This is a genomic window from Winogradskyella psychrotolerans (assembly GCF_018860545.1).
Taxonomy (GTDB): domain Bacteria; phylum Bacteroidota; class Bacteroidia; order Flavobacteriales; family Flavobacteriaceae; genus Winogradskyella; species Winogradskyella psychrotolerans_A.
This window is the reverse complement of record NZ_JAHKPN010000039.1, coordinates 1-20,892: the sequence shown is the minus strand read 5'-3', so window position 1 is coordinate 20,892 and position 20,892 is coordinate 1. Positions and strand designations below refer to the sequence as shown.

The 20,892-nt window shown below is 33.0% G+C and carries 19 protein-coding genes; 10 read left to right on the top strand and 9 right to left on the bottom strand.

Features of this window, described 5'->3' with window-relative positions; all coding sequences use genetic code 11:
* Positions 1–80: 80 nt before the first annotated feature.
* The 5 genes from bamA to KO515_RS12655 all read right to left on the bottom strand — a co-directional run bounded on the left by bamA (position 81) and on the right by KO515_RS12655 (position 5,754).
* A complete protein-coding gene (gene bamA / locus KO515_RS12675) occupies positions 81–2,705 on the bottom strand; it encodes an outer membrane protein assembly factor BamA (protein ID WP_215936712.1) in 2,625 nt (874 codons plus the stop codon).
* The gene (locus tag KO515_RS12670; RefSeq protein WP_215936711.1) at positions 2,677–3,417 is read right to left on the bottom strand and encodes an isoprenyl transferase; all 741 of its coding nucleotides are present in this window, start codon (positions 3,415–3,417) and stop codon (positions 2,677–2,679) included. Before KO515_RS12670 ends, bamA begins: the two co-directional genes overlap by 29 nt.
* Entirely contained in the window at positions 3,418–4,107 is a 690-nt protein-coding gene (locus KO515_RS12665) for a DUF6089 family protein (protein ID WP_215936710.1), read from the bottom strand. It abuts the gene before it with no gap.
* 109 nt (positions 4,108–4,216) lie between these two features.
* On the bottom strand, positions 4,217–5,095 hold the full coding sequence (locus KO515_RS12660; RefSeq protein WP_215936880.1) for an NAD kinase: 879 nt from the start codon (positions 5,093–5,095) through the stop codon (positions 4,217–4,219).
* Between the two features lie 2 nt (positions 5,096–5,097).
* Entirely contained in the window at positions 5,098–5,754 is a 657-nt protein-coding gene (locus KO515_RS12655; RefSeq protein ID WP_215936709.1) for a CBS domain-containing protein, read from the bottom strand.
* Positions 5,755–5,844: 90 nt separating this feature from the next.
* Between KO515_RS12655 and KO515_RS12650 the strand changes: the two genes are divergently transcribed.
* From KO515_RS12650 to clpX, 6 genes are all read left to right on the top strand, one after another.
* Positions 5,845–6,558 carry a pyridoxine 5'-phosphate synthase gene (locus KO515_RS12650; RefSeq protein WP_215936708.1) on the top strand — a complete coding sequence of 238 codons (714 nt, stop codon included), beginning with the start codon at positions 5,845–5,847 and terminating at the stop codon, positions 6,556–6,558.
* A gap of 172 nt (positions 6,559–6,730) precedes the next feature.
* Positions 6,731–7,495, top strand: coding sequence for an alpha/beta fold hydrolase (locus KO515_RS12645; RefSeq protein ID WP_215936707.1), 765 nt, complete (start codon positions 6,731–6,733; stop codon positions 7,493–7,495).
* Between the two features lie 24 nt (positions 7,496–7,519).
* Positions 7,520–7,867 (top strand): phage holin family protein, encoded by a 348-nt coding sequence (locus KO515_RS12640; protein WP_215936706.1) that lies wholly within the window; start codon positions 7,520–7,522, stop codon positions 7,865–7,867.
* Positions 7,868–7,947: 80 nt separating this feature from the next.
* Complete coding sequence (gene tig / locus KO515_RS12635; RefSeq protein WP_215936705.1) at positions 7,948–9,270, top strand: trigger factor; 1,323 nt, start codon at positions 7,948–7,950, stop codon at positions 9,268–9,270.
* A 210-nt stretch (positions 9,271–9,480) separates the two neighbouring features.
* Positions 9,481–10,155: a ClpP family protease gene (locus KO515_RS12630; protein WP_215936704.1), complete on the top strand. Its 675-nt coding sequence runs from the start codon at positions 9,481–9,483 to the stop codon at positions 10,153–10,155.
* A gap of 74 nt (positions 10,156–10,229) precedes the next feature.
* Positions 10,230–11,459, top strand: coding sequence for an ATP-dependent Clp protease ATP-binding subunit ClpX (gene clpX, locus KO515_RS12625; protein ID WP_215936703.1), 1,230 nt, complete (start codon positions 10,230–10,232; stop codon positions 11,457–11,459).
* 314 nt (positions 11,460–11,773) lie between these two features.
* Here clpX and KO515_RS12620 read toward each other — a convergent pair whose 3' ends face one another.
* Positions 11,774–13,291, bottom strand: coding sequence for a GH3 auxin-responsive promoter family protein (locus KO515_RS12620; protein WP_215936702.1), 1,518 nt, complete (start codon positions 13,289–13,291; stop codon positions 11,774–11,776).
* Positions 13,292–13,344: 53 nt separating this feature from the next.
* Here KO515_RS12620 and KO515_RS12615 point away from each other — a divergent pair, with 53 nt between their 5' ends.
* Positions 13,345–14,136, top strand: coding sequence for a DUF2797 domain-containing protein (locus KO515_RS12615; RefSeq protein WP_215936701.1), 792 nt, complete (start codon positions 13,345–13,347; stop codon positions 14,134–14,136).
* A gap of 24 nt (positions 14,137–14,160) precedes the next feature.
* The gene (locus tag KO515_RS18885; protein WP_215936700.1) at positions 14,161–14,397 is read left to right on the top strand and encodes a PLDc N-terminal domain-containing protein; all 237 of its coding nucleotides are present in this window, start codon (positions 14,161–14,163) and stop codon (positions 14,395–14,397) included.
* A 5-nt stretch (positions 14,398–14,402) separates the two neighbouring features.
* Here the strand turns inward: KO515_RS18885 and KO515_RS12605 are convergent, their stop codons facing one another.
* Together KO515_RS12605 and KO515_RS12600 are read right to left on the bottom strand one after the other, a co-directional pair.
* Entirely contained in the window at positions 14,403–15,137 is a 735-nt protein-coding gene (locus KO515_RS12605) for a LytR/AlgR family response regulator transcription factor (protein WP_215936699.1), read from the bottom strand.
* A 2-nt stretch (positions 15,138–15,139) separates the two neighbouring features.
* Positions 15,140–17,359 carry a tetratricopeptide repeat-containing sensor histidine kinase gene (locus KO515_RS12600; RefSeq protein ID WP_252723864.1) on the bottom strand — a complete coding sequence of 740 codons (2,220 nt, stop codon included), beginning with the start codon at positions 17,357–17,359 and terminating at the stop codon, positions 15,140–15,142.
* A gap of 166 nt (positions 17,360–17,525) precedes the next feature.
* Between KO515_RS12600 and KO515_RS12595 the strand changes: the two genes are divergently transcribed.
* Both KO515_RS12595 and KO515_RS12590 read left to right on the top strand, forming a co-directional pair.
* Complete coding sequence (locus tag KO515_RS12595; protein WP_215936698.1) at positions 17,526–18,554, top strand: SIMPL domain-containing protein; 1,029 nt, start codon at positions 17,526–17,528, stop codon at positions 18,552–18,554.
* A 5-nt stretch (positions 18,555–18,559) separates the two neighbouring features.
* Entirely contained in the window at positions 18,560–19,726 is a 1,167-nt protein-coding gene (locus KO515_RS12590) for a vWA domain-containing protein (protein ID WP_215936697.1), read from the top strand.
* Between the two features lie 69 nt (positions 19,727–19,795).
* On the opposite strand, the gene KO515_RS12585 is transcribed toward KO515_RS12590, so the two are convergent.
* Complete coding sequence (locus KO515_RS12585) at positions 19,796–20,809, bottom strand: PorP/SprF family type IX secretion system membrane protein (protein ID WP_215936696.1); 1,014 nt, start codon at positions 20,807–20,809, stop codon at positions 19,796–19,798.
* Positions 20,810–20,892: the final 83 nt, after the last annotated feature.

Sequence of the window (20,892 nt, the reverse complement as noted above, 5' to 3'; positions counted from 1 at the left end):
AATTTAACGAAATATATTCTTAAAAATTTTAACAATGTGATGAAATCCTTGTTTTGATATTAGAAAATATCGTGCCAAACTTAAAATTGTTGCCCAATTATGAAGTGCGTTTCCCAATTTTTTACTGTAGTACCGTATGGAGATTCATCGAATGCATGACCGAAGTCTATACCAAGTAACCCAAAGGCTGGCATAAATATTCTAAGTCCAAAACCGGCTGATCTCTGAAGTTTAAATGGATCGTAATCTTTAAAGTCATTTACAGATGTACCTGCTTCTAAAAATGAAAGTGCATAAATTTTAGCTTGTGCTCCTAAGGTAATAGGATAACGTAGTTCTAATGAAAATTTACTATAAATAGACCCACCATCATCTGAAGATAAAGATTGGTTAGGATACCCTCTTAATTGAACCACTTCTCTTCCATCTAAAGAATAATTAGCAAGACCATCACCACCTAAGAAAAAGCGTTCAAAAGGAATCACACCACGATCATTGTTATAGGCTCCAAGAAACCCAAATTCCATACTAGGACGCAACACTAATTTTTTAGTAAGTGATTGGTACCAATCCGCCTTAAATTTGATTTTATAAAACTCGAGCCACTTAAAACGCTCTTGGTCAATTTCTGATACTCTTTCCGTCGCATCATCAAAGATTGCTGTTTCTTGTAAAGATGGACTAGAATTAGCGTAGTAATCACTTATAATCTCATTTTGTTCATCTCTTTCTTCTTTAAGCGCTGTATAATCCACTCCATTCACCAATGAATATGGGAATGAAAATTTGGCAGAAACAGAGAAACTAGATCCACCTGTTGGGAAAATTGGATCCACACGAAGGTCACTTCGACTTAAACCAATGGTATAAGATAAATTATTTGAGGTACCATCACCAAAAGTAAATAAACCAGTATTATAGTTTTGAAGGTCATAGTGCTGGTAACTTACAGCCTGAGACAATAAAAAATAATCATCTGGTTCAGCCAACCTTGTTGACACACCCACGGTTAAACCAGTAATATTAAAGCTCTTACTTTTATCAGCACTTCCTGTTGAAGAATCATACAAAAACTGTCTTGAGTAGGAAAGTGAAGATGATAATTGGAATGGTTTTTTACCACCAAGCCAAGGTTCACTAAATGAAAAACTATACGTTTGAAAATATTGACTAGCTTGAAGTCGTAAGGCTAAACTTTGACCATCTCCTCTAGGTACAGGGTTATAAGCATCTTTCTTAAAAATATCTTTTATAGAAAAGTTATTAAACGACAATCCTAAAGTACCGATGAAACCACCTCCACCATAACCACCTTGTAGTTGTATTTGGCTAGAACCTTGTTCCACTAAAGAATATTCTACATCTAATGTTCCATCAACTGGATTTGGATTTTTAATATCTGGAACGATCTGTTGAGCATCAAAATAACCAAGTTGCCCTAATTCTCTAATCGTTCTAATAATATCTGATTTTCTGTATAACTCACCTGGACGAGTTCTAATTTCTCTGTAGATAACGTGATCATTAGTAACATCATTACCCACAACAGTTACATTATTAAAGTAAGCAGGCTTACCTTCTGAGATACGGATTTCCATATCTATGACGTTCCCCTCAGCACTAACTTCTACAGGATTAATCGTAGAGAACATATAACCGAAGTTTTGATAAGCATTGGTTATATCGTTAGCATCAGGATTAGATTCATCTGCAATACGTTCTCGTAATTCTACTCCATTATAAGTATCACCTTCTTTTAACCCAAGCAGGTTAGATAATTGTTGATCTGAATAAATTGTATTACCAACAAAAGAAATCTTTCCGAAAGTGTATTTTTCACCTTCTTCAACCTTAATATTCAGGCTAATTGTTTTATCATTTAAATAAGTAATTGAGTCCGAAATAATTCTAGCATCTCTATACCCATTCTCTTTATAATAATCTACAACACTTACTAAATCTTCTCTGAAATCATCTTCAATATATTTAGATCGCTTTAAGATTCTAATAAATTTCTTTTGCTTCGTACTCTTCATAGCCTTACGAAGCTTTTTGTCTGTTATTTTTTCGTTACCTTCAAAAGTAATCGTTTTAATTTTCACTTTCTCACCCTTATCGATAAGAATACGCATGTCTACACGCTCCTTCTCAATAGAATCAATAACTTCTGAAGTGCTTATTTTTACATCTGTATTTAAGAAGCCTTTCTTTTTATACTTGTTGGTAAGGTAATTCCTTGTTGTAGCAATAAGGTTTTCGGTTACTTTCTGACCAGCTTTTAACTTGTTCTCGTTAATAATCTCATCCCTTTTTCCTCTTTTAACTCCTTCTATTGTCAGATCCTTAAGCTCAGGCAAATCACTTAGATTAATCTCTAAGTTTGCGGTATTTCCATCAATGTTAACCACATAAATATCAATACTACTGAATAAATTAGATTTCCATAAAGTCTTTACTGCATTGGCTATTTTTTCTCCACCAACTTGGATCTCTTCGTCTTTTCTTAGCTTAGAATAGGCTATAATCGTTTGAGCACTAAAATTAGTGTTTCCGGTAACTGTAATTTCTTTAATCAGATAGGTTTCTCCGCTCTCTACTTGAGCAAAACTGTTAAATGAAATTGTAAAAAGGCATGCTATACAAAAAAGTTTAATGTATGACTTCAATTTTGCGGCATTAGGTAAGTTGTTCGCTTGTTTTTCCAAATCTTCGTTCTCTGTTTTGATAATTTATGAGTGCCTCATATAGATTTTCTTTCGTAAAATCTGGCCATAAAACATCTGTAAAATATAGTTCAGCATAGGCTATTTGCCATAGTAAAAAGTTACTGATACGTTGCTCTCCGCTTGTCCGTATAAGTAAGTCCACGTCTGGTAAATTGTGCGTGTAAAGATGCTTATTAATAATTGATTCGTCAATACTTTCAGGAGAAATTATATTATTTTTAACTTTAACTGACAATTCCTTAATAACATTAACAATTTCTTCACGAGAACCATAGCTCAACGCTAAAGTTAATGTCATGTTTGTATTATTTTTTGTTTTCTCAATAACATCTAGTAGTTCTTTATGTGCCTTACTTGGTAAATCGTTTAAATTACCAATAGCACACAATTTAATATTATTGTCTTCAAATGTTTTCATTTCCTTCTTTAAGGACTTTACCAAAAGCTTCATTAAGGTTTGAACTTCTAATTTTGGTCTATTCCAGTTTTCAGTAGAAAATGCATAAAGCGTTAAGTTCTTAATACCCAATTCCGCACAAGCCTCAACGGTTTGTCTTACAGATTTGGTTCCATTTTCATGACCAACAACACGTAATAACCCTTGTTGTTTTGCCCAACGACCGTTGCCATCCATTATAACGGCAAGATGCGCAGGAAGTTTTTCTTTATTTATTTGTTCTTTTAAACTCATTTAAAAATTGCAATAGCAAGGTCTTCTACCAAAGGTGTAAGTTAATGTAATTCCGGTAAACATATACCAATCGTTATTATTAGTATTTCCAAAACTTAACGCATCTCTGTCTTCAGAATCTGGTACACTTCCGTCTAATTCATCCGAAAATGTATAGCGTGCACCAACTTCTGCAGCTAAAACCATTTGGTTAGTTATATTTGTTTTATAGCCTAATACCATGGGAATTCCAAATGCCCAACTATTTGTATTTTCTGATGTATACTCACCAGTTGTTGAAAAATAATAATTATCGTGATTAGTAAGTGTAAGTCCTGAATATAAATAAGGTGTTCCTTTTGTACCTATAGTATGAAGGTCAAATTCTAAAAAGGTGAATTCCATACCCAATGAAATCTCTATTATACTCGAATTAAATTCGTAACCACGTTCTTTTCGTCTTGGATCATCTGATTTTGCATCAACACCTTCCAAATCTGAAAAAATCACTGAAGCTCTAAATGAGTGCCTAGGACTTCTATTCCATTTTGCTAAAACACCAAAAGCAAATTGATTTGGAGAAATGTAATCTGTTGCACCTACATCTCCAATAAAATTACTTCCACCTGCGTATACTCCAACTTCATAAATTTGAGCATCCACATTATTGGTGATAAAAACGCATAAAAAAAGTAGAAAAAAATATCTCATATAGTTTTCAAAGTTTGCAAATATAACAATTCTGATTTGTGCGCAATAATTTGACACAAATAGTCTTACAGAAAACAGTATAAGAAGGTAATTATTGTATAAAAATGTATTAGTTACGTCGATCTTCTCCCCAAAGTAATTTTTTTCTAAGGGTTGCTAAGAAGGATTCATCTAAAAGCTCTACCATCTTTATTACAAAATCTGCTTTTTTCACAGTAACTGTCGTTGTATTTGAAAGCGTAACGATACGCGAATCTAAAGACATTAAAAATTGATCCTCTCTACCATTAACCCTAAGTGTAACTGTTTTGCTATCGGGTAACACTAATGGTCTTGCACTTAAATTATGAGGCGCTATAGTAGTTAATACAAAGTTTTTTGCATTTGGTGCGATAACAGGTCCACCACAACTTAATGAGTACCCTGTAGAACCGGTTGGTGTAGACAAAATTAGTCCATCCGCCCAATACGTGGTTAAAAACTCATCATCGAGATGGGTTTCAATCGTAATCATGGATGTGGTGTTTTTTCGGCTGATAGCAATTTCATTCAGTGCAAAATGTGTGTTTAGAATATCCTGATGTTCTGGATCTGTAGTAACACTAAGTAAGGCACGTTCAGAAATTTTGTATTCCCCATTAAAAATCTCTGTTAAAGCCGATTGGATATCATCAATTTGAATAGTTGCTAAAAAACCTAATCTCCCGGTGTTTATTCCTACCACAGGAATATTTAAATCTCTAACATAAGTTATGGCTCTTAAAATAGTACCATCACCTCCAACACTAATTAATAAATTAAAACTATCATCTAACGTATGAAAGGTATTAATATGAGGATTGTCTTTTACGTTTTGAAACTGTGTAATTAAAAAATCTTCTTCAACATAAATCTCAGCCTTCTTCTCTAATAAAACATCAATTAATTTCTCAACGGCCTGCTGAGTAATTTCTTTTAAGTAATTCTGACCGTAAATTGCTACTTTTATCATTACATATTTAGGTATTTGTCTAGATATTGCGAACGTTCCTTTAGCGTTTCGAGATAAGAATCATCTTCGTGACCAGAAACAATATTATAACTATAACGTCTAAATGATTGAATAATGTCATTCAGACTCGTATTACTTATTTTTAATGTGATGCTTGCTAAATCCCCTTCCATCTTAGAAATAAATGCACCTAAAAGCTTAGCGTCGTTAGACTCAACAATCTGACTAATTTCACTAAAAGAATAATCATTAACACCTTTTTCTACAATTAAAATCCCTCCTGGTTCAGCAAAGAAAGGGGTTTCATTAAAGAGGTGAATAATATCATTTAACTCATAATATCCTAAATATTTATTATTAGGATCTAAAACAGGCATTATATTAGAATCGTTTTGAGCAAATTTTTCTAAAACATCTAACCAATTAGTGGTTAGTCTAACAAAAAAACCTTCAATAGCGTAATTACAATCACTAATAGTAATTGCTCCATCAAAACAATGTGCATCTGTTTCAGAAATACAACCCATATAAACTCCGTCCTTTTCAATAGGAATATGAGAATACGTCAACTGATTAAAGAGTAATTTTAAATCACTTATTTTATCCGTTACATGTATAGGTTTTATGTCGTTTATTATATAGTCTTGAAGCTCCATTAAACTGTATTAAATATGTTGCAAATTAATCAAAAATAACCATACATTACACCTCCTACTTTGTATTTTTGTGATTCAAAACCTATTATAATGACAAAGTTAAGTGTTAATATAAATAAGATTGCAACGTTACGAAATAGTCGCGGAGGCGATGTCCCTAACGTTGTGCAGTTTGCAAAAGACGTGCAACGATTTGGTGCGGAAGGAGTCACAATTCATCCAAGACCAGACGAAAGACATATCCGTTACCAAGATGCTTACGATTTAAAATCCGAAGTTTATACGGAATACAACATAGAAGGCAATCCCATTCCTAAGTTTGTAGATATGGTTCTAAAGATTAAACCAACTCAGGTGACTTTAGTCCCAGATTCTGTGGATGCAATTACGTCTAATGCAGGCTGGGACACTATAAAACATAAAGATTTTTTAATTGACGTTATTAAAGAGTTTAAAGCCAATGGCATCAGAACTTCCATATTTGTAGATCCAGATTTACATCAAATTGAAGGTGCTAAAGCAACTGGCACTGACCGCATAGAACTGTATACTGAAGCCTTTGCACACCAATATAGTTTGGGAAATGAAAATGCCATACAACCTTATATGGAATGTGCAGGCTTAGCCAATACTTTACAATTAGGCATTAATGCCGGTCATGATTTATCCTTAGATAATATCGCATTCTTTAAAGAAAATATTACGGGCTTATTAGAAGTATCTATAGGACACGCACTAATTGCAGAAAGTTTATATATGGGAGTTGAGAATGTGATTGGAAAGTATTTAGAAAAGCTTAAATAAGAATTAAAAAGGTATTTCACGCAAAGCCGCAGAGGCAGAAAGAAAAACACGTTTATTTAAAAATGTATTACAATATGAGATTCAATAAGCTCTATAATTCATAAAAAAATCACATCCACATAACCACACACAGCTTTGCGCCTTTGCGCCTCTGCGTGAAAAAAAAGTTTAAATGCAACTACATTCAAACATTATAGGAGAAGGCAAACCATTTATTATTCTTCACGGCTTTTTAGGCATGGGAGACAATTGGAAAACCTTAGCCAAACAATTTTCCGAATCAAATTTTGAAGTTCACCTCGTAGATCAACGAAATCACGGTCGTAGTTTTCATTCAGAAGACTTTGATTACGAAGTCATGGCTGAAGATTTAAAACATTATTGTGACGACCATAATTTAAGTGACATTATCCTATTAGGCCATTCCATGGGTGGAAAAACCGCTATGTTATTTGCTGCGACATATCCAGAATTGGTAAATAAATTAATTGTGGCGGATATTTCACCACGATACTATCCCGTACATCATGATGCCATTTTAGAAGGCTTAAGTAGTTTAGATTTTTCAGAATTAAAAACCAGAGGTGACGCCGACAAAGCCTTAAGTCATTATATTCATGAAGCCGGAATTCGCATGTTTTTGCTCAAAAACTTATATTGGGTAGAAAAAGGACAACTTGGTTTACGTATAAATTTAGAGGTCTTAAAAAACAATGTTTCCGAAGTCGGTGAAGCCCTTCCTGTCCATGCTGTCTTTGAAAAAGACACTTTGTTTTTACGTGGAGACCGGTCAGAATATATTGGAGACACAGATGAAACTATTATTCATAGACATTTTCCAAATTCTGAAATCATCACTATTTCAAATGCGGGCCATTGGTTACATGCCGAAAACCCAAAGGATTTTTATGATGCTGTAATGAATTTTGTATCTTAGAGAAACTTAATTAAAATAATTATCATGAATTTATTAATTAGACTTCTACTAAACGCATTAGCCGTTTTTATTTTAGCAAACATCCTCAATGGAGTTACTGTTGACGGTTATGTTGGAGCCATTATAGTTGCTGTAGTGTTAGCAATTCTAAATTTGTTAGTAAAACCAATACTAGTAATTCTAACCATACCAGTAACCATTGTCACCTTAGGACTTTTTCTATTAGTCATCAATGCGCTAATTATATTATTAGCAAGTAATCTAATCGATGGATTTAGCGTCTCTGGCTTTTGGACGGCATTATTATTTAGTGTGCTTTTATCTATTTTGCAATCGCTACTACAATCATTCTTAAAAGACAGTAAAGACTAGCTTAAAGTCAAACCTTTAAAACTATTGTTGGGTTGCAAAAAAAATTGTATTTTTGCAGCCCAATTTTTAGTTTCAAAAAAATGAATATCACAAGAGAAAACATCGATGCATTAAATGCAGTTGTAAAAGTGGACATCGCTAAAGAAGATTATAGCGACAAAGTAGAGAAAATCTTAGTAGATTACCGAAAGTCTGCAAACATTCCTGGTTTTAGAAAAGGTCATGTACCAATGGGAATGGTAAAAAAGCAATATGGCAAAGCTGTATTGGTAGATGAAGTAAATAAATTACTACAAGATGCTCTTGGTAAATATTTAGTTGAAGAAAAGTTAGATGTTTTAGGTAATCCTTTACCAAAAGCACAAGACGATTTAGATTGGGATGCTGAAGCATTTACATTTGAATTTGAATTAGGTTTAGCACCAGAATTCAACGTTAATCTAAAAAGTAAAAAAGCAATAACACATTATAATATTGTAGCTGATGACAAAATGATCGATGATCAGATTGTTCATATTCAAAAACAATATGGAAAAATCGTTTCTCAAAACGAAGTAACAAAAGATTCTGAAATCACAGGAACTTTCACAAACGAGGAAAAAGAAATCGATAATTCTACAATGATTACTTTAGATAAATTGAAAGGAAAAACAAATCCTAAGAAATTTATTGGAGCAAAAGTTGGTGATGTAATTACATTAAAAACTAAAGGCTTATTTAGCGACGATCACGATTTAATGAACGCGTTAAAAGTACCTCATGATGATGCTCATGGTTTAGATATTGAAGTGAATTTTACCATCACTGAAATTAACGAGCGTGAATTAGCGGATTTAGACCAAGAGTTATTCGATAAGTTATTCGGAAAAGGAATCGTTACTTCTGTAACCGAATTAAAAGACAAAATTAAAGAAGACTCAGAAAAGCAATTTGCTCAACAAGGTGACCAGAAGTTATTGAATGATGTCACTGAGACTCTTATAGAAAATACAAAATTCGATTTACCAGCAAGTTTCTTGCAGAAGTGGATGCAAACTGCAGGTGAAGAAGAAATGACTGAAGAGCAAGCTAAAGAAGAATACGAAAAGTCTGAAAAAAGCATGCGTTACCAGCTTATTGAAGGTAAATTAATTACTGAGCATAAGCTACAAGTTCAATTTGAAGAATTGAAATCGCATTCAATGGAAATGATTAAAGGGCAAATGGCTCAATTTGGACAAATGAATCCTTCAGACAAAGAATTGGAAGACATTGCTGCAAGAATCTTAGGAAACCAAGACGAAGTAAAGCGTATGTCCGAGCAATTAATGAGTCAAAAATTACTAAACTTATATAAGACTGAAGCTAATATAAAGACCAAAGACATCACTTACGATGATTTTGTTAAAGAATTCTATAGCTAATTCTAAAAGTATTAAGGCTTTAGCTTAAAACCTTAAAATGTAGTTACGGGAAAACCGTAACCTAAAAATTATTAGTATCTTTAAGGCGTAAAATGTAAAAATTTTACGCCTTTTTTTGGGAGTACATTTTTCATAAAATGCAAACGCTATACCAAGTACATTACTAGTGCTTTATGAAAAACAACATTAATTAAAAGAATTAAAACTTATATGGATTACGGAAAAGAATTTGAAAAATTTGCAATAAAAGATCAAGGAATCAACAGTAATTACTATTCTAAGATCATAGAAAGTATGTATCCTTCAAATATGACACCGAATATTATTGAAGAACGTCAGATGAATATCGCTGTTTTTGATGTATTCTCTCGTTTAATGATGGATCGTATTATATTTTTAGGAACAGGTGTCAATGACCAAGTAGCTAATATCATACAAGCACAATTATTGTTTTTACAGAGTACGGACTCTAATAAAGATATTCAAATTTATATCAACTCGCCAGGAGGTTCAGTTTATGCTGGTTTAGGTATATATGACACCATGCAATTTGTTAAACCAGATGTCGCTACTATTTGTACGGGTATTGCAGCTTCAATGGCAGCCGTGTTATTATGTGCAGGTGCAGAAGGCAAACGTTCTGCCTTAACACATTCTCGTGTAATGATTCACCAAGTCAGTAGTGGAACTCAAGGGCAATTAAGTGATATGCAAATTGCATTAAAAGAAACCATTAGAGTAAAAGAAGAATTATATGCAGTTATTGCTAAACATTCAGGAAAATCAATAGAGCAAGTTGAAAAGGATTCTGATAGAGATTACTGGATGCGCTCTCAAGAAGCCTTAGAGTACGGTATGATTGATGAAGTATTAACGAGAAAGTAATTGCAATTAGTTTCGACTTATAATTAAAAAGTAAAAAGCGATTTCTGCTTTCACAGGAATTAAAAAAATTGAAGATGGCAAAGGAAGAATTAGAATGTTCATTTTGTGGTAGGAAAAAGCCAGAAACTAGCTTGCTTATTGCAGGTTTAGATGCACACATTTGTGATCGTTGCATAGAGCAAGCTCACGGTATAGTAATTGAAGAGTCTAAACAATCTGGTAATTCAGATTTAAGTGCAGAGTTAATGCTTAAAAAACCTAAAGAAATTAAAGTTTTTTTAGATGAATATATTATTGGGCAAGAATTCACAAAACGCGTGATGTCTGTTGCAGTATATAATCATTACAAACGTTTATTACAAGCACCAACTGACGATGATATTGAAATACAAAAAAGTAATATCATTATGGTTGGGCAAACTGGTACAGGTAAAACATTAATGGCTAAAACCATTTCAAAAATGTTAAACGTACCACTTGCAATTGTTGATGCTACGGTACTGACTGAAGCTGGTTACGTTGGTGAAGATGTAGAAAGTATTTTAACACGCTTATTACAAGCTGCAGATTACAATCTTGAAAAAGCACAACGTGGTATTGTTTTTATTGATGAAATTGATAAGATCGCTCGTAAAAGTGACAACCCTTCTATAACAAGAGATGTTTCTGGAGAAGGAGTGCAACAAGCTTTATTAAAACTTTTAGAAGGTACTGTCGTTAATGTCCCACCAAAAGGAGGTCGTAAGCATCCAGATCAAAAATTTATTGAAGTAGATACCGAAAATATCTTATTTATTGCAGGTGGAGCTTTTGATGGCATTGAACGTGTCATTACAAAACGAATGAACATGCAATCTATTGGCTATAGTTCAATGAATACGGATACTATAGATAAGGATAATATGCTACAATACATAACTCCTAAAGATTTAAAAGATTTTGGATTAATTCCAGAAATCATAGGTCGTTTACCGGTTTTAACACATATGGACCCGTTAGATGCTAAAACATTAAGAGCTATATTAACAGAACCTAAAAATGCTATCATCAAACAATATAAAAAACTGTTTGAGATGGATGATATTGCTTTTACTATTACAGATGGGGCTTTAGATTATATTGTAGAAAAAGCTATTGAGTACAAACTTGGTGCTCGTGGTTTAAGATCACTTTGCGAGGAAATATTAACGGAAGCGATGTTTGACTTACCAAGCTCGGATGAAACGAAATTAAACATTACGAAAGCGTATGCTGAAGATCGTTTGAATAAATCCACAATTAAGAAATTGAAGGCCGTTTCATAACTTCAATTTTACATCATTAAAAAACCACAATTTCAAGATTCGAAATTGTGGTTTTTATTTTTAGTTAGGGATTGATTAATTAAATATTGCACGCAATACTTTATATATAGTTGAGGGAATTTAAATAATGACAGCACATGTATTTACCGCTAATATAGAGGCTTCAATCAATGTAAGTTTAATTTGATTTTTTTATTAGTTAAAATCTATTAGATTTACGATATCGTGATTGTAAATGTTATTATTGGCGATAAAGTGTAAGGTTTCCTAATACAAATCCCCCAGAGTTTTGTACTACTGTATCTGAAATAATTTTACACCTGATTTAACTGCAATAATTCCTCAAGATAAGTTCTACTATTGGAGAGACGTGGCACTTTATGTTGCCCTCCAAGCTTATTGTGTTCTTTTAACCAATCATAGAACAAATTATGTCTTGCGCTGTGAATTTTTGGTTTGTTGAGCGTCATATTATTCAGACGTTTCGCTTCATAATCTGAATTTAAAGCCTTTAAGGAATTATCAAACATCTCTTCAAAGTGGCTCATATTATTGGGTAGTTTTTTAAACTCAATAATCCACTCATGCGCTCCCTTTTCTTTGCCATCCATAAAAATTGGGGCTGCTGTGTAATCCACAATCTCAGCAGCTGTACGTTTGCATACATCTTTAAAAGCTTCTTCCGCATTTTCAATAATTAATTCTTCACCAAAAGCATTTATATGATGTTTGGTTCTACCGGTCACCCTAATTCTATGTGGACTTAAACTTACAAAACGAATGGTATCACCAATTTTGTAGCGCCATAAACCAGCATTGGTTGTAATAATTACCGCGTAGTTCGTATTCAGTTTCACCTCACCTAAGGGAATCACTTTTTGTTCTTCAGTGCCATAGGATGTCATGGGAATAAACTCATAGAAAATCCCATAATCTAACATCAATAATAAATCACCAGAATTATTTTGATCTTGAATCGCAAAAAACCCTTCAGAAGCATTATAAATTTCATAATACCTAAACTTATCTGACGGTAAAATAGCTTTATACTGTTCTATATATGGATTGAAATTTACTCCTCCATGAAAATAAACTTCTAGATTAGGCCATATATCAAACAAACTATCTTTCCCTGTTTTCTCCAATACGTTATTCATTAGAACCAACATCCAAGACGGTACACCTGCCAAACTGGTAACATTCTCCTCAACCGTTTCTTCTACAACAGCTTGCATTTTAGTTTCCCAATCGCTCATAAGCGACACGCGATTACTTGGCGTACTGCTAAACTCTGCCCAAAATGGCATATTATCAATAAGAATAGCGCTTAAATCGCCAAATACAGTTCCGTTTTCTTTGTATAATTCTTTACTCCCTCCTAAGCGTAAACTTTTACCAGTAAATAATTGCGCATCTTCATTATTATTTAAATACATACATAGTAAATCCTTACTTGCCGCATAATGGCAATCTTCTAAGGATTCAAAACTTACTGGAATAAATTTACTTTTAGCATTAGTAGTACCACTAGATTTAGCAAACCATTTTATAGGTCGAGGCCAAAAAATATTCTGCTCACCATTACGAGAACGTTCAATTAACGGCTGAAATTCCTCATAATTTACTACAGGAATTCGCTCATTAAATTCTCTATACGTTTTTATAGAATCGAAATCATACTGCCTTCCTATCTCAGTGTCTTTAGAAAACTTTAATAAACTAAAAAGTAATTCGTTTTGGACTTCGTTAGGGTATTTTAAAAACAACTCTATTTGATGGAATCGTTTTTTCAAAAACCAAGACGCAATGGAATTTACAATAGGAATTGGCATGGATTGGCTATCTTTACACTATTAATTAATGCTAAAAATACTAAATTTCTTTCATGGTTTATACTGGAGTCCTCACTAAAATGCAAACCGAATTTTTAGAACCTATTCAATACTATTTAGTCTTTGAAAATGACTTTATTCATGTCAATCAATTATTGAATAAAACCATTACTATAAAATTGGTTGGACACCAATGTTTAAGCTGCGGATTAGACCGTCCCATTTACAGACAAGGCTTTTGTAAGACCTGTTTTTTTGATAAACCTTTTGCTGGAGATTGGATAATGCGACCAGAATTAAGCACCGCACATTTAGGAAAAGAAGATCGGGATTTAGAGTATGAAAAAAAAGTGCAACTACAACCGCATATTGTGTATTTAGCTAATTCCAGTAACGTAAAAGTTGGTGTTACAAGAAAAAGCCAAGTGCCAACACGTTGGATTGATCAAGGTGCTCATGAAGCTGTTGAAATTGTAGAAGTTCCCAACCGGTATTTAGCAGGTATTACTGAAGTCGCTTTAAAAGACCATGTTGCCGATAAAACCAATTGGAGAACCATGTTGAAAAATGATATTAAAGATGAAGATTTATTAGAATGGAGACATAATTTAAAAGCCTTTATTCCTGAAGAAGCTTTACCTTATTTTATTGAGAACAACACAGAGACTCATATACATTTTCCGGTAGACCAGTATCCTGAAAAGCCAAAAAGTCTTAACTTAAGCAAAACTCCAAGCTACTCAGGAAAATTAGTTGGAATTAAAGGGCAGTATTTAATTTTTGAAGATAATACGGTATTTAATGTGAGAGCTAATGAAGGCTTAGTTGTAGAGTTGGGTATTTAAATATATGAATTTACACACCAGATTATGGCATCTTTTTTAATGTTTGGTTTTATTATTATCGCAATTGTATTTTGGTTTTGGGCAATTTTTGATATTACACGATCTCGGTTTAAATCTCCTTATATGAGCACCGTATGGTTTCTCGCTATATTATTCTTACCCGCTTTAGGTTCTATTTGTTATTTACTACTTAAAAAAAAGCTAGTCAAAAAAGAACCACGGAAATTTCAACCTAAATTCAACCGAAGAGAATTGAATTGATACGATCACTTGAAATAAGACAATAAATCAGACTTCTTTGAAGCTGACACCATAATTTCTTTTCCGCTACTTAACACCACACTTCCTCCCTTACCTTTTACGTATTTTACAATTTCATTGACGTTAACTAAATAGCTTTTATGCACCCTAGCGAAATTGGCATCTTTTAGGCTTTCTTCAATGTACTTCAAAGTTTTACTAACGAGTTTCTTCTTGTTGTTATTAAAATAAATTTCAGTGTAATTATCATCAGCTTTGCAATACATAATGTCTGCAGTTTCTATTACCTCAAAACCATCTTGCTGTGGAAGTGTTATTTTACCATTAACCGAATTTGTTTTTGGGACTAAAATCTGATCTTGAAGCGCATCTTCTTTACTTCTAATTTCAGTAACATAATCCACAGCCTTTATCAATTCGTCTATAGAAATAGGCTTCATTAAATAATAAGAGGCATGTGCATTTAAAGCATCAATTGCATAATGATTATAAGCCGTTACAAATATGGTTTCAAAATTAATATCACCAACCTTATCCAATAAATCAAAAGCATTACCATAAGGCATCTCTACATCTAAAAACACGACATCCAAATCATGATTACGAATTAAAATTAAAGCCTCTTCAATATTAGCAGCTTCTCCTAAAATTGAAATGTTTGGGCAATACTTTGTCAAATAATTCCGTAGAATTAATCTACTATTTTCTTCGTCTTCTACGATGATGGCATTCAATTTCATATTTAATCTTTTTTTAGGGTCACGACCACTTTTGTTCCTGCATCTTCCATGTCCTGAAAATCATTAATCGTTACATCTACTTTATCTTTATACATTTCATTCAAAATGGCAACTCGTTTTTTAATGTTGTTCATGCCTTTTGAATTTTGTTTTTTCTGATGATCTGTTTTTAATGCTTTAGATCGACTTCTACCAATGCCATCATCAGAAATTGTAATCGTTATTTCATCTTTAGATTTGGGTTGAATTGTAATATTTAAATGCCCTTTATCTCTTTTGTAACGCAAGCCATGCCAAACTGCATTTTCAATATACGGCTGTAATAACATTGGTGGAATCTGGAATTCTTCAACATCCACAGCGTCATCCACATCAATAGTATAATCAAACTTATCTTGAAACCTGAAATGTTCGAGCTTCGTATATAAATTTAACAATTCGATTTCCTTTTTTAGTGGAATGAAATCTTCCTCACTATTTTCTAATACAGCACGCATCAATTGTGAAAAATCCGACAAATATTTGTTAGCGGTTCGCTCATCATTGGTCGCGATAAATGTGTTCACAGAATTTAAAGCGTTAAAAATAAAGTGTGGATTCATTTGGCTTCGCAACGATTTTAAGGCTAATAAATTATTCGCCAATCGTTGTTGTTTGATGTATTTAAACATTAAAAAACCCGTAATTAGCAATAGGATTAAACCACCTATTAAAGAATAAATAATAAGTTGTTGACTTTTATTACGTTCTTGGGTTAATTCATAAGTACTTTTAGATAATGCGCGATCACTCTCTAGAGAGGTTATTCTATTTTGCTGCTCTGCAATATTGCGACTAAAACGTGCCGCTTGAGAAATTTCTTGTCTTTTCCTAGCGTATAATTCATCTACAACATCCTTATATTCTTCATTATAAGCGATTGTTTTTTCTGTATTCCCTAACCGCGCATTAACTTCAGAAAGCTTACGTGTGGCATCTAATTTTACATCTAAATCACCTCGTTCTCCTGCTTCTTCCATACTTTTCTCTAAGTACGGAATGGCATTGGTTAAATCATTACTTAATAAATAGGCATTACCAATTTTATAATTTTGCTTTTGAGATGTAATTGGACTTTCATTACTAATTATAGAATCGGTTTCAATATCTTTTATTCCTTCTAACGCTTGTTTTCTTAAAACGATTTCACTTTCGTATTCTGCATTTTCACTATTAAATTCAGCAACTTTCACCTGCTCTTCAACAGCGCGTTTCTTGTTTTCTTGCTTCGCTAAATTCAATGAATTCGTAAAGTAACCTTTTGCCTTGCTTGTTTGCCCTTGCTCACTATACACCTGAGCTATCCTAGAGTTTAAATCGGTGATTTTTGGAGCTATTAAGTGTTTCTTAGCCACCGTCAATCCATCTTCATAAGCCTTTATAGCGTCATCAAATTTTTTCGATTTCAAATAAGCATCACCAATGCCTTCATACCAAACTGTTTTTTCATAATTAGACAAGGTATTTTCATCTATCTCCTTATAAGTTGCTATGCTAGTTTCAAAATTTTCATTATTTAAGTACGCTTTGGCTAACTTCAATTTTGCCGACGCCGTTTCTGTATTTTGAAGGCTAATTCTATACGCTGAAATCGCCAAATCGAACTGTTTCCAGAACACATATATATCTCCTAATAATTCTTGTGCTTCAGCACTTTGTGCAGCCGTTACATTGACATTTAAAGCATCTCCAATAAACTTGATACTTCTTTCAGCATCCTTTTTGAGGTAAGCATCAGCGGAATCAATCATTTGATTAAAACGCTTAAAATCGCTCTTATTTCTACTACTACGCGAAATAGATTGTTGCGCATCTACAACTTCGATATTAATACGCTCATTTGATTTTATTGTGTAGTAAATAGTTTCAAAATCGGGATGCTTCACAATCAACTCGTCACCAATTTTAGCTTGTATATCAAAGGTTCCATCAAAACTAGTGGTTACATACTTCCCACCATTTACTAGAATCTCAACATTCTTATACGGTTTATGAGTTCCTTTTTCAGATACAGAACCCCTTATTGTAAACACAGCCTTTTCATCGGCACGTTTTACCTCCCTATTCTGCCCAAAAGATAAAAAACCGATAAGGCAAAATAATAGCAGTATATAATATGTTTTAGAAATTCTCACTTCGCTTTTAATTAGTTGGACTAAACTACATACTTTATTTGGTTTCAAAAAATGGGCTACTGAAATTTCAACCCCTTTTTATACCGATAAAGTCGGTTCTACTAAATAGGTAGCGCACTTTACTCACTCAGAGTCTCGCATCACTCATTAAGAATTTTGATTCTTGTTTTTTCACAAGAGCTTTACTGCATAAATCAAAAAACAATTCTAAAAAATGAAATCCATCAATTTACTTCTAGTACTATTTATAAGCTGCTTTAGTCTTTCAGCACAACACCGCGGAAATTATAATGAAATTACCCAAGATATTTCTAGACAGAATATTTTAAGCTCTGGAAATGCACAAATCTATAATCCAACAGTTCAGCAGCAAATTCATCAAACACTCCATCCCAGTAATGTATTAACGGTAGATGTAAAAGCGCTTCAAAATGCAAGCGCTACGACTTACACAGCAATATTCAATGTCTCTCAAATGGGATCGTCTGCAGAGATGACTAGTCAATTAATGACAGCACGTATAGACAGTATTAAACAGCGTTTAAACGCTATTGGCATCTCTCAAAAAAATATGGCGATTGATGTGATTTCTTTTATTCCTATCTATGAAGTTGAAGTTACAAAGAAACTATTCAGCAAAACCTATACTGAAGTTCCTAAGGGATTTGAATTACAACAAAACATTCATATCCAATTTACAAAAACCAGTCAATTTGAAGCCATTTTATCAGCTTGTGCTCAAAGTGAAATTTATAATCTGGTAAAGGTTGATTATTATATAGACAATATTCAAGAGGTCTATAAAAATCTTCAAGATGAATTACTGAAACTTATTGATGAAAAGAAAGCCTATTACAAAGCTCTTGGGTTTGACATGACGACTTATAATGTAGCTATTGCAGATGATAAATACTGTTATTTTCCAAAGGATTTCTACCAAAGCTATCAAGCCTATAATAGTACTTCTGTTGAAGCTTTAGATAAAAACAAAGGCGTTACCACAGTAAAAAAACAGACCTCTTATTATTATCAACCTTTAACGTATGAGAATTATGATGTGGTGATTCATCCTTCAATTCTTGAACCCGTTGTTCAAATAGGTATGAATATAAAATTAGTTTTTACTCCGAAACCGAAAGAAGCTAAAGTAACACCTGTAGTTGAAACAAAAATAGATCATAAATATTATGTGATTTCTCCGAATGGAACTATAGACGTTAAAGAGTTAAACACTAAAAAATAAAAAACATGAAAACACAATTTAAAACCTTAGTATTTGCATTAATCTTAGCATCGTTAACTGCTTGTAATGCAAAATCGAAAAACAGAACACAAGATTTAGCCATTTCGGAAACTGTAATTAACACAACCTCTACAGCTGAAAATCCTGAAATAAAAGTCGCGTTGTTATTAGATACTAGTAATAGTATGGATGGTTTAATCGATCAAGCCAAAGCCCAACTTTGGAAAATTGTAAATGAATTGTCTTACGCCAAATGCGAAGATCAAAGTCCTAATCTAAAAATCGCACTATATGAATATGGCAATGACAATCTTAATGCAGATGAAGGCTATTTAAGACAAGTCATTGCTTTTAGTGATGATTTGGATGAAATTTCAAAATCGCTATTCTCGTTAACGACTAATGGCGGAAATGAGTATTGTGGAAAAGTAATTAACACCGCTTTAAATCAATTAGAATGGGGAAATAGCAAAGAGGATTTAAAACTTATTTTTATTGCCGGAAATGAACCCTACTCTCAAGGTAACGTGAGTTATAAAGATGCTTCTAAATTAGCACATCAAAATGACGTTACCGTGAATACTATTTTTTGTGGTGATTATAATCAAGGGATTGCAACGCAATGGAAAGATGGAGCGGATTTAACACACGGAAATTACATGGCTATCAATCATAACGCAGCAACCGTTCACATAGCATCACCTTATGATGATCAAATTTTAGAATTGAATGAAAAATTAAATAAAACTTATGTGGCTTATGGAAGTGCAGGCCGAGCTAAAATGGAAATGCAAGCGGAACAAGATTCCAATGCGAGAAGTTATAATAAAGCTAATGCTGTAAGTAGAACAGTTAGCAAAAGTTCGCGATTATACAAAAACAGTTCTTGGGATTTAGTAGATGCCGAAAAAGAAGCTGATTTCTCTTATGATGAAATAAAAGATAGCGAATTACCTGAAGAATTACAGGGAAAATCTAAATCTGAAATCAAAACTTATGTTGAAGAAAAAGCACAATTACGTAAGAAGCTTCAAGAAGAAATAGCAACATTAAACCTTAATCGCCGCGAGTATATTGCTAAGCATACTAAAGATTCTAATAACAGCCTAGAAAGTGCCATGATTAAAGCTTTAAAATCTCAAGCGGAACAGAAAAATTACAAATGGGAATAATTAAATGTTACCATAAACAAAAGAGGCTCAATTTTCATTAAGCCTCTTTTATTTTATGTATTAAAAATATTAGTTAATTGCAGGACAATTACATTCATATTTCTCTCGTCTACAGTTGAAGTTAAATCCAAGCGTTAATTGATGAAAACCTCCTGAATTAAAATTCACAGTATTTGCTTGATACGAATAGGTATATGCAAACACAAAATTATTATAATCTACACCCAAAAATGGCGTGATGTATTGTAGTTTTTGACTGCTAACACCAGACCCATCTTGAAACTCTGCTCCATCTAAACTACGTCTGTAAGATAATCCACCCCAAACTTTACCAAAATCCATTTCCTTATAAACTTTAGCATTTATATCTATTGAAGATTCTGCTGTTGCATCTCTATACATATACATTATAGAAGGCTCATAGCTCCAATCACTACCATACTGACTAAACGTATAACCAGAAGACACTAAATAAGTTCTTAAGTTTTTAAATTCAAACTCTCCATTTTGGTTATAATTGACACCATCATTATCTAAAATATTCTTAGCCGTGAAATGTGCATAGAAATCTACAAAATGATAAGAGAATCCAAAATCAATATTAAAATTTGTAGCACTTTGTTCAATTCCTGCAACTGCCGCATCAAATTCACCAGGCGCTAACCAACTTGTTTCATCAAGTTTATATTGTAAGAACCCAGCACTTAACCCAAACGATAGCATATTTAAATCAATCTCATTTCTTGAAAACATTAAGTGATAGGCAAAAGTCGCATAACCACCAACTGTAGAATGATACCCATTAGAATCATTAAAAAGAACACCACCAATGGCTACAGGAGACTCTCCTATTCGTCCATTCATACTTAAAGTTTGTAAGCTAGGAGCATCATCAACACCAAACCATTGTTGTCTTGCTGTTAATCTCACTTTAGCACAGTTAGCAACACCAGCCATTGAAGGGTGAATTAAATAATAATTATCTGTTAAATAATCAGAATAAATAGGAATACCTTCTTGGGCAAAGCTAAAATTTGCCACAAAAGCTATAAATACTACTAAACAAAACTTTTTTAATTTCATAATTTCTTATCGTTTCAAGGTAAAATGGGCTTTAAATTCTTTACGTGCACCGTTGCTTGGTTCGTCGTATTCCACTGTAAACC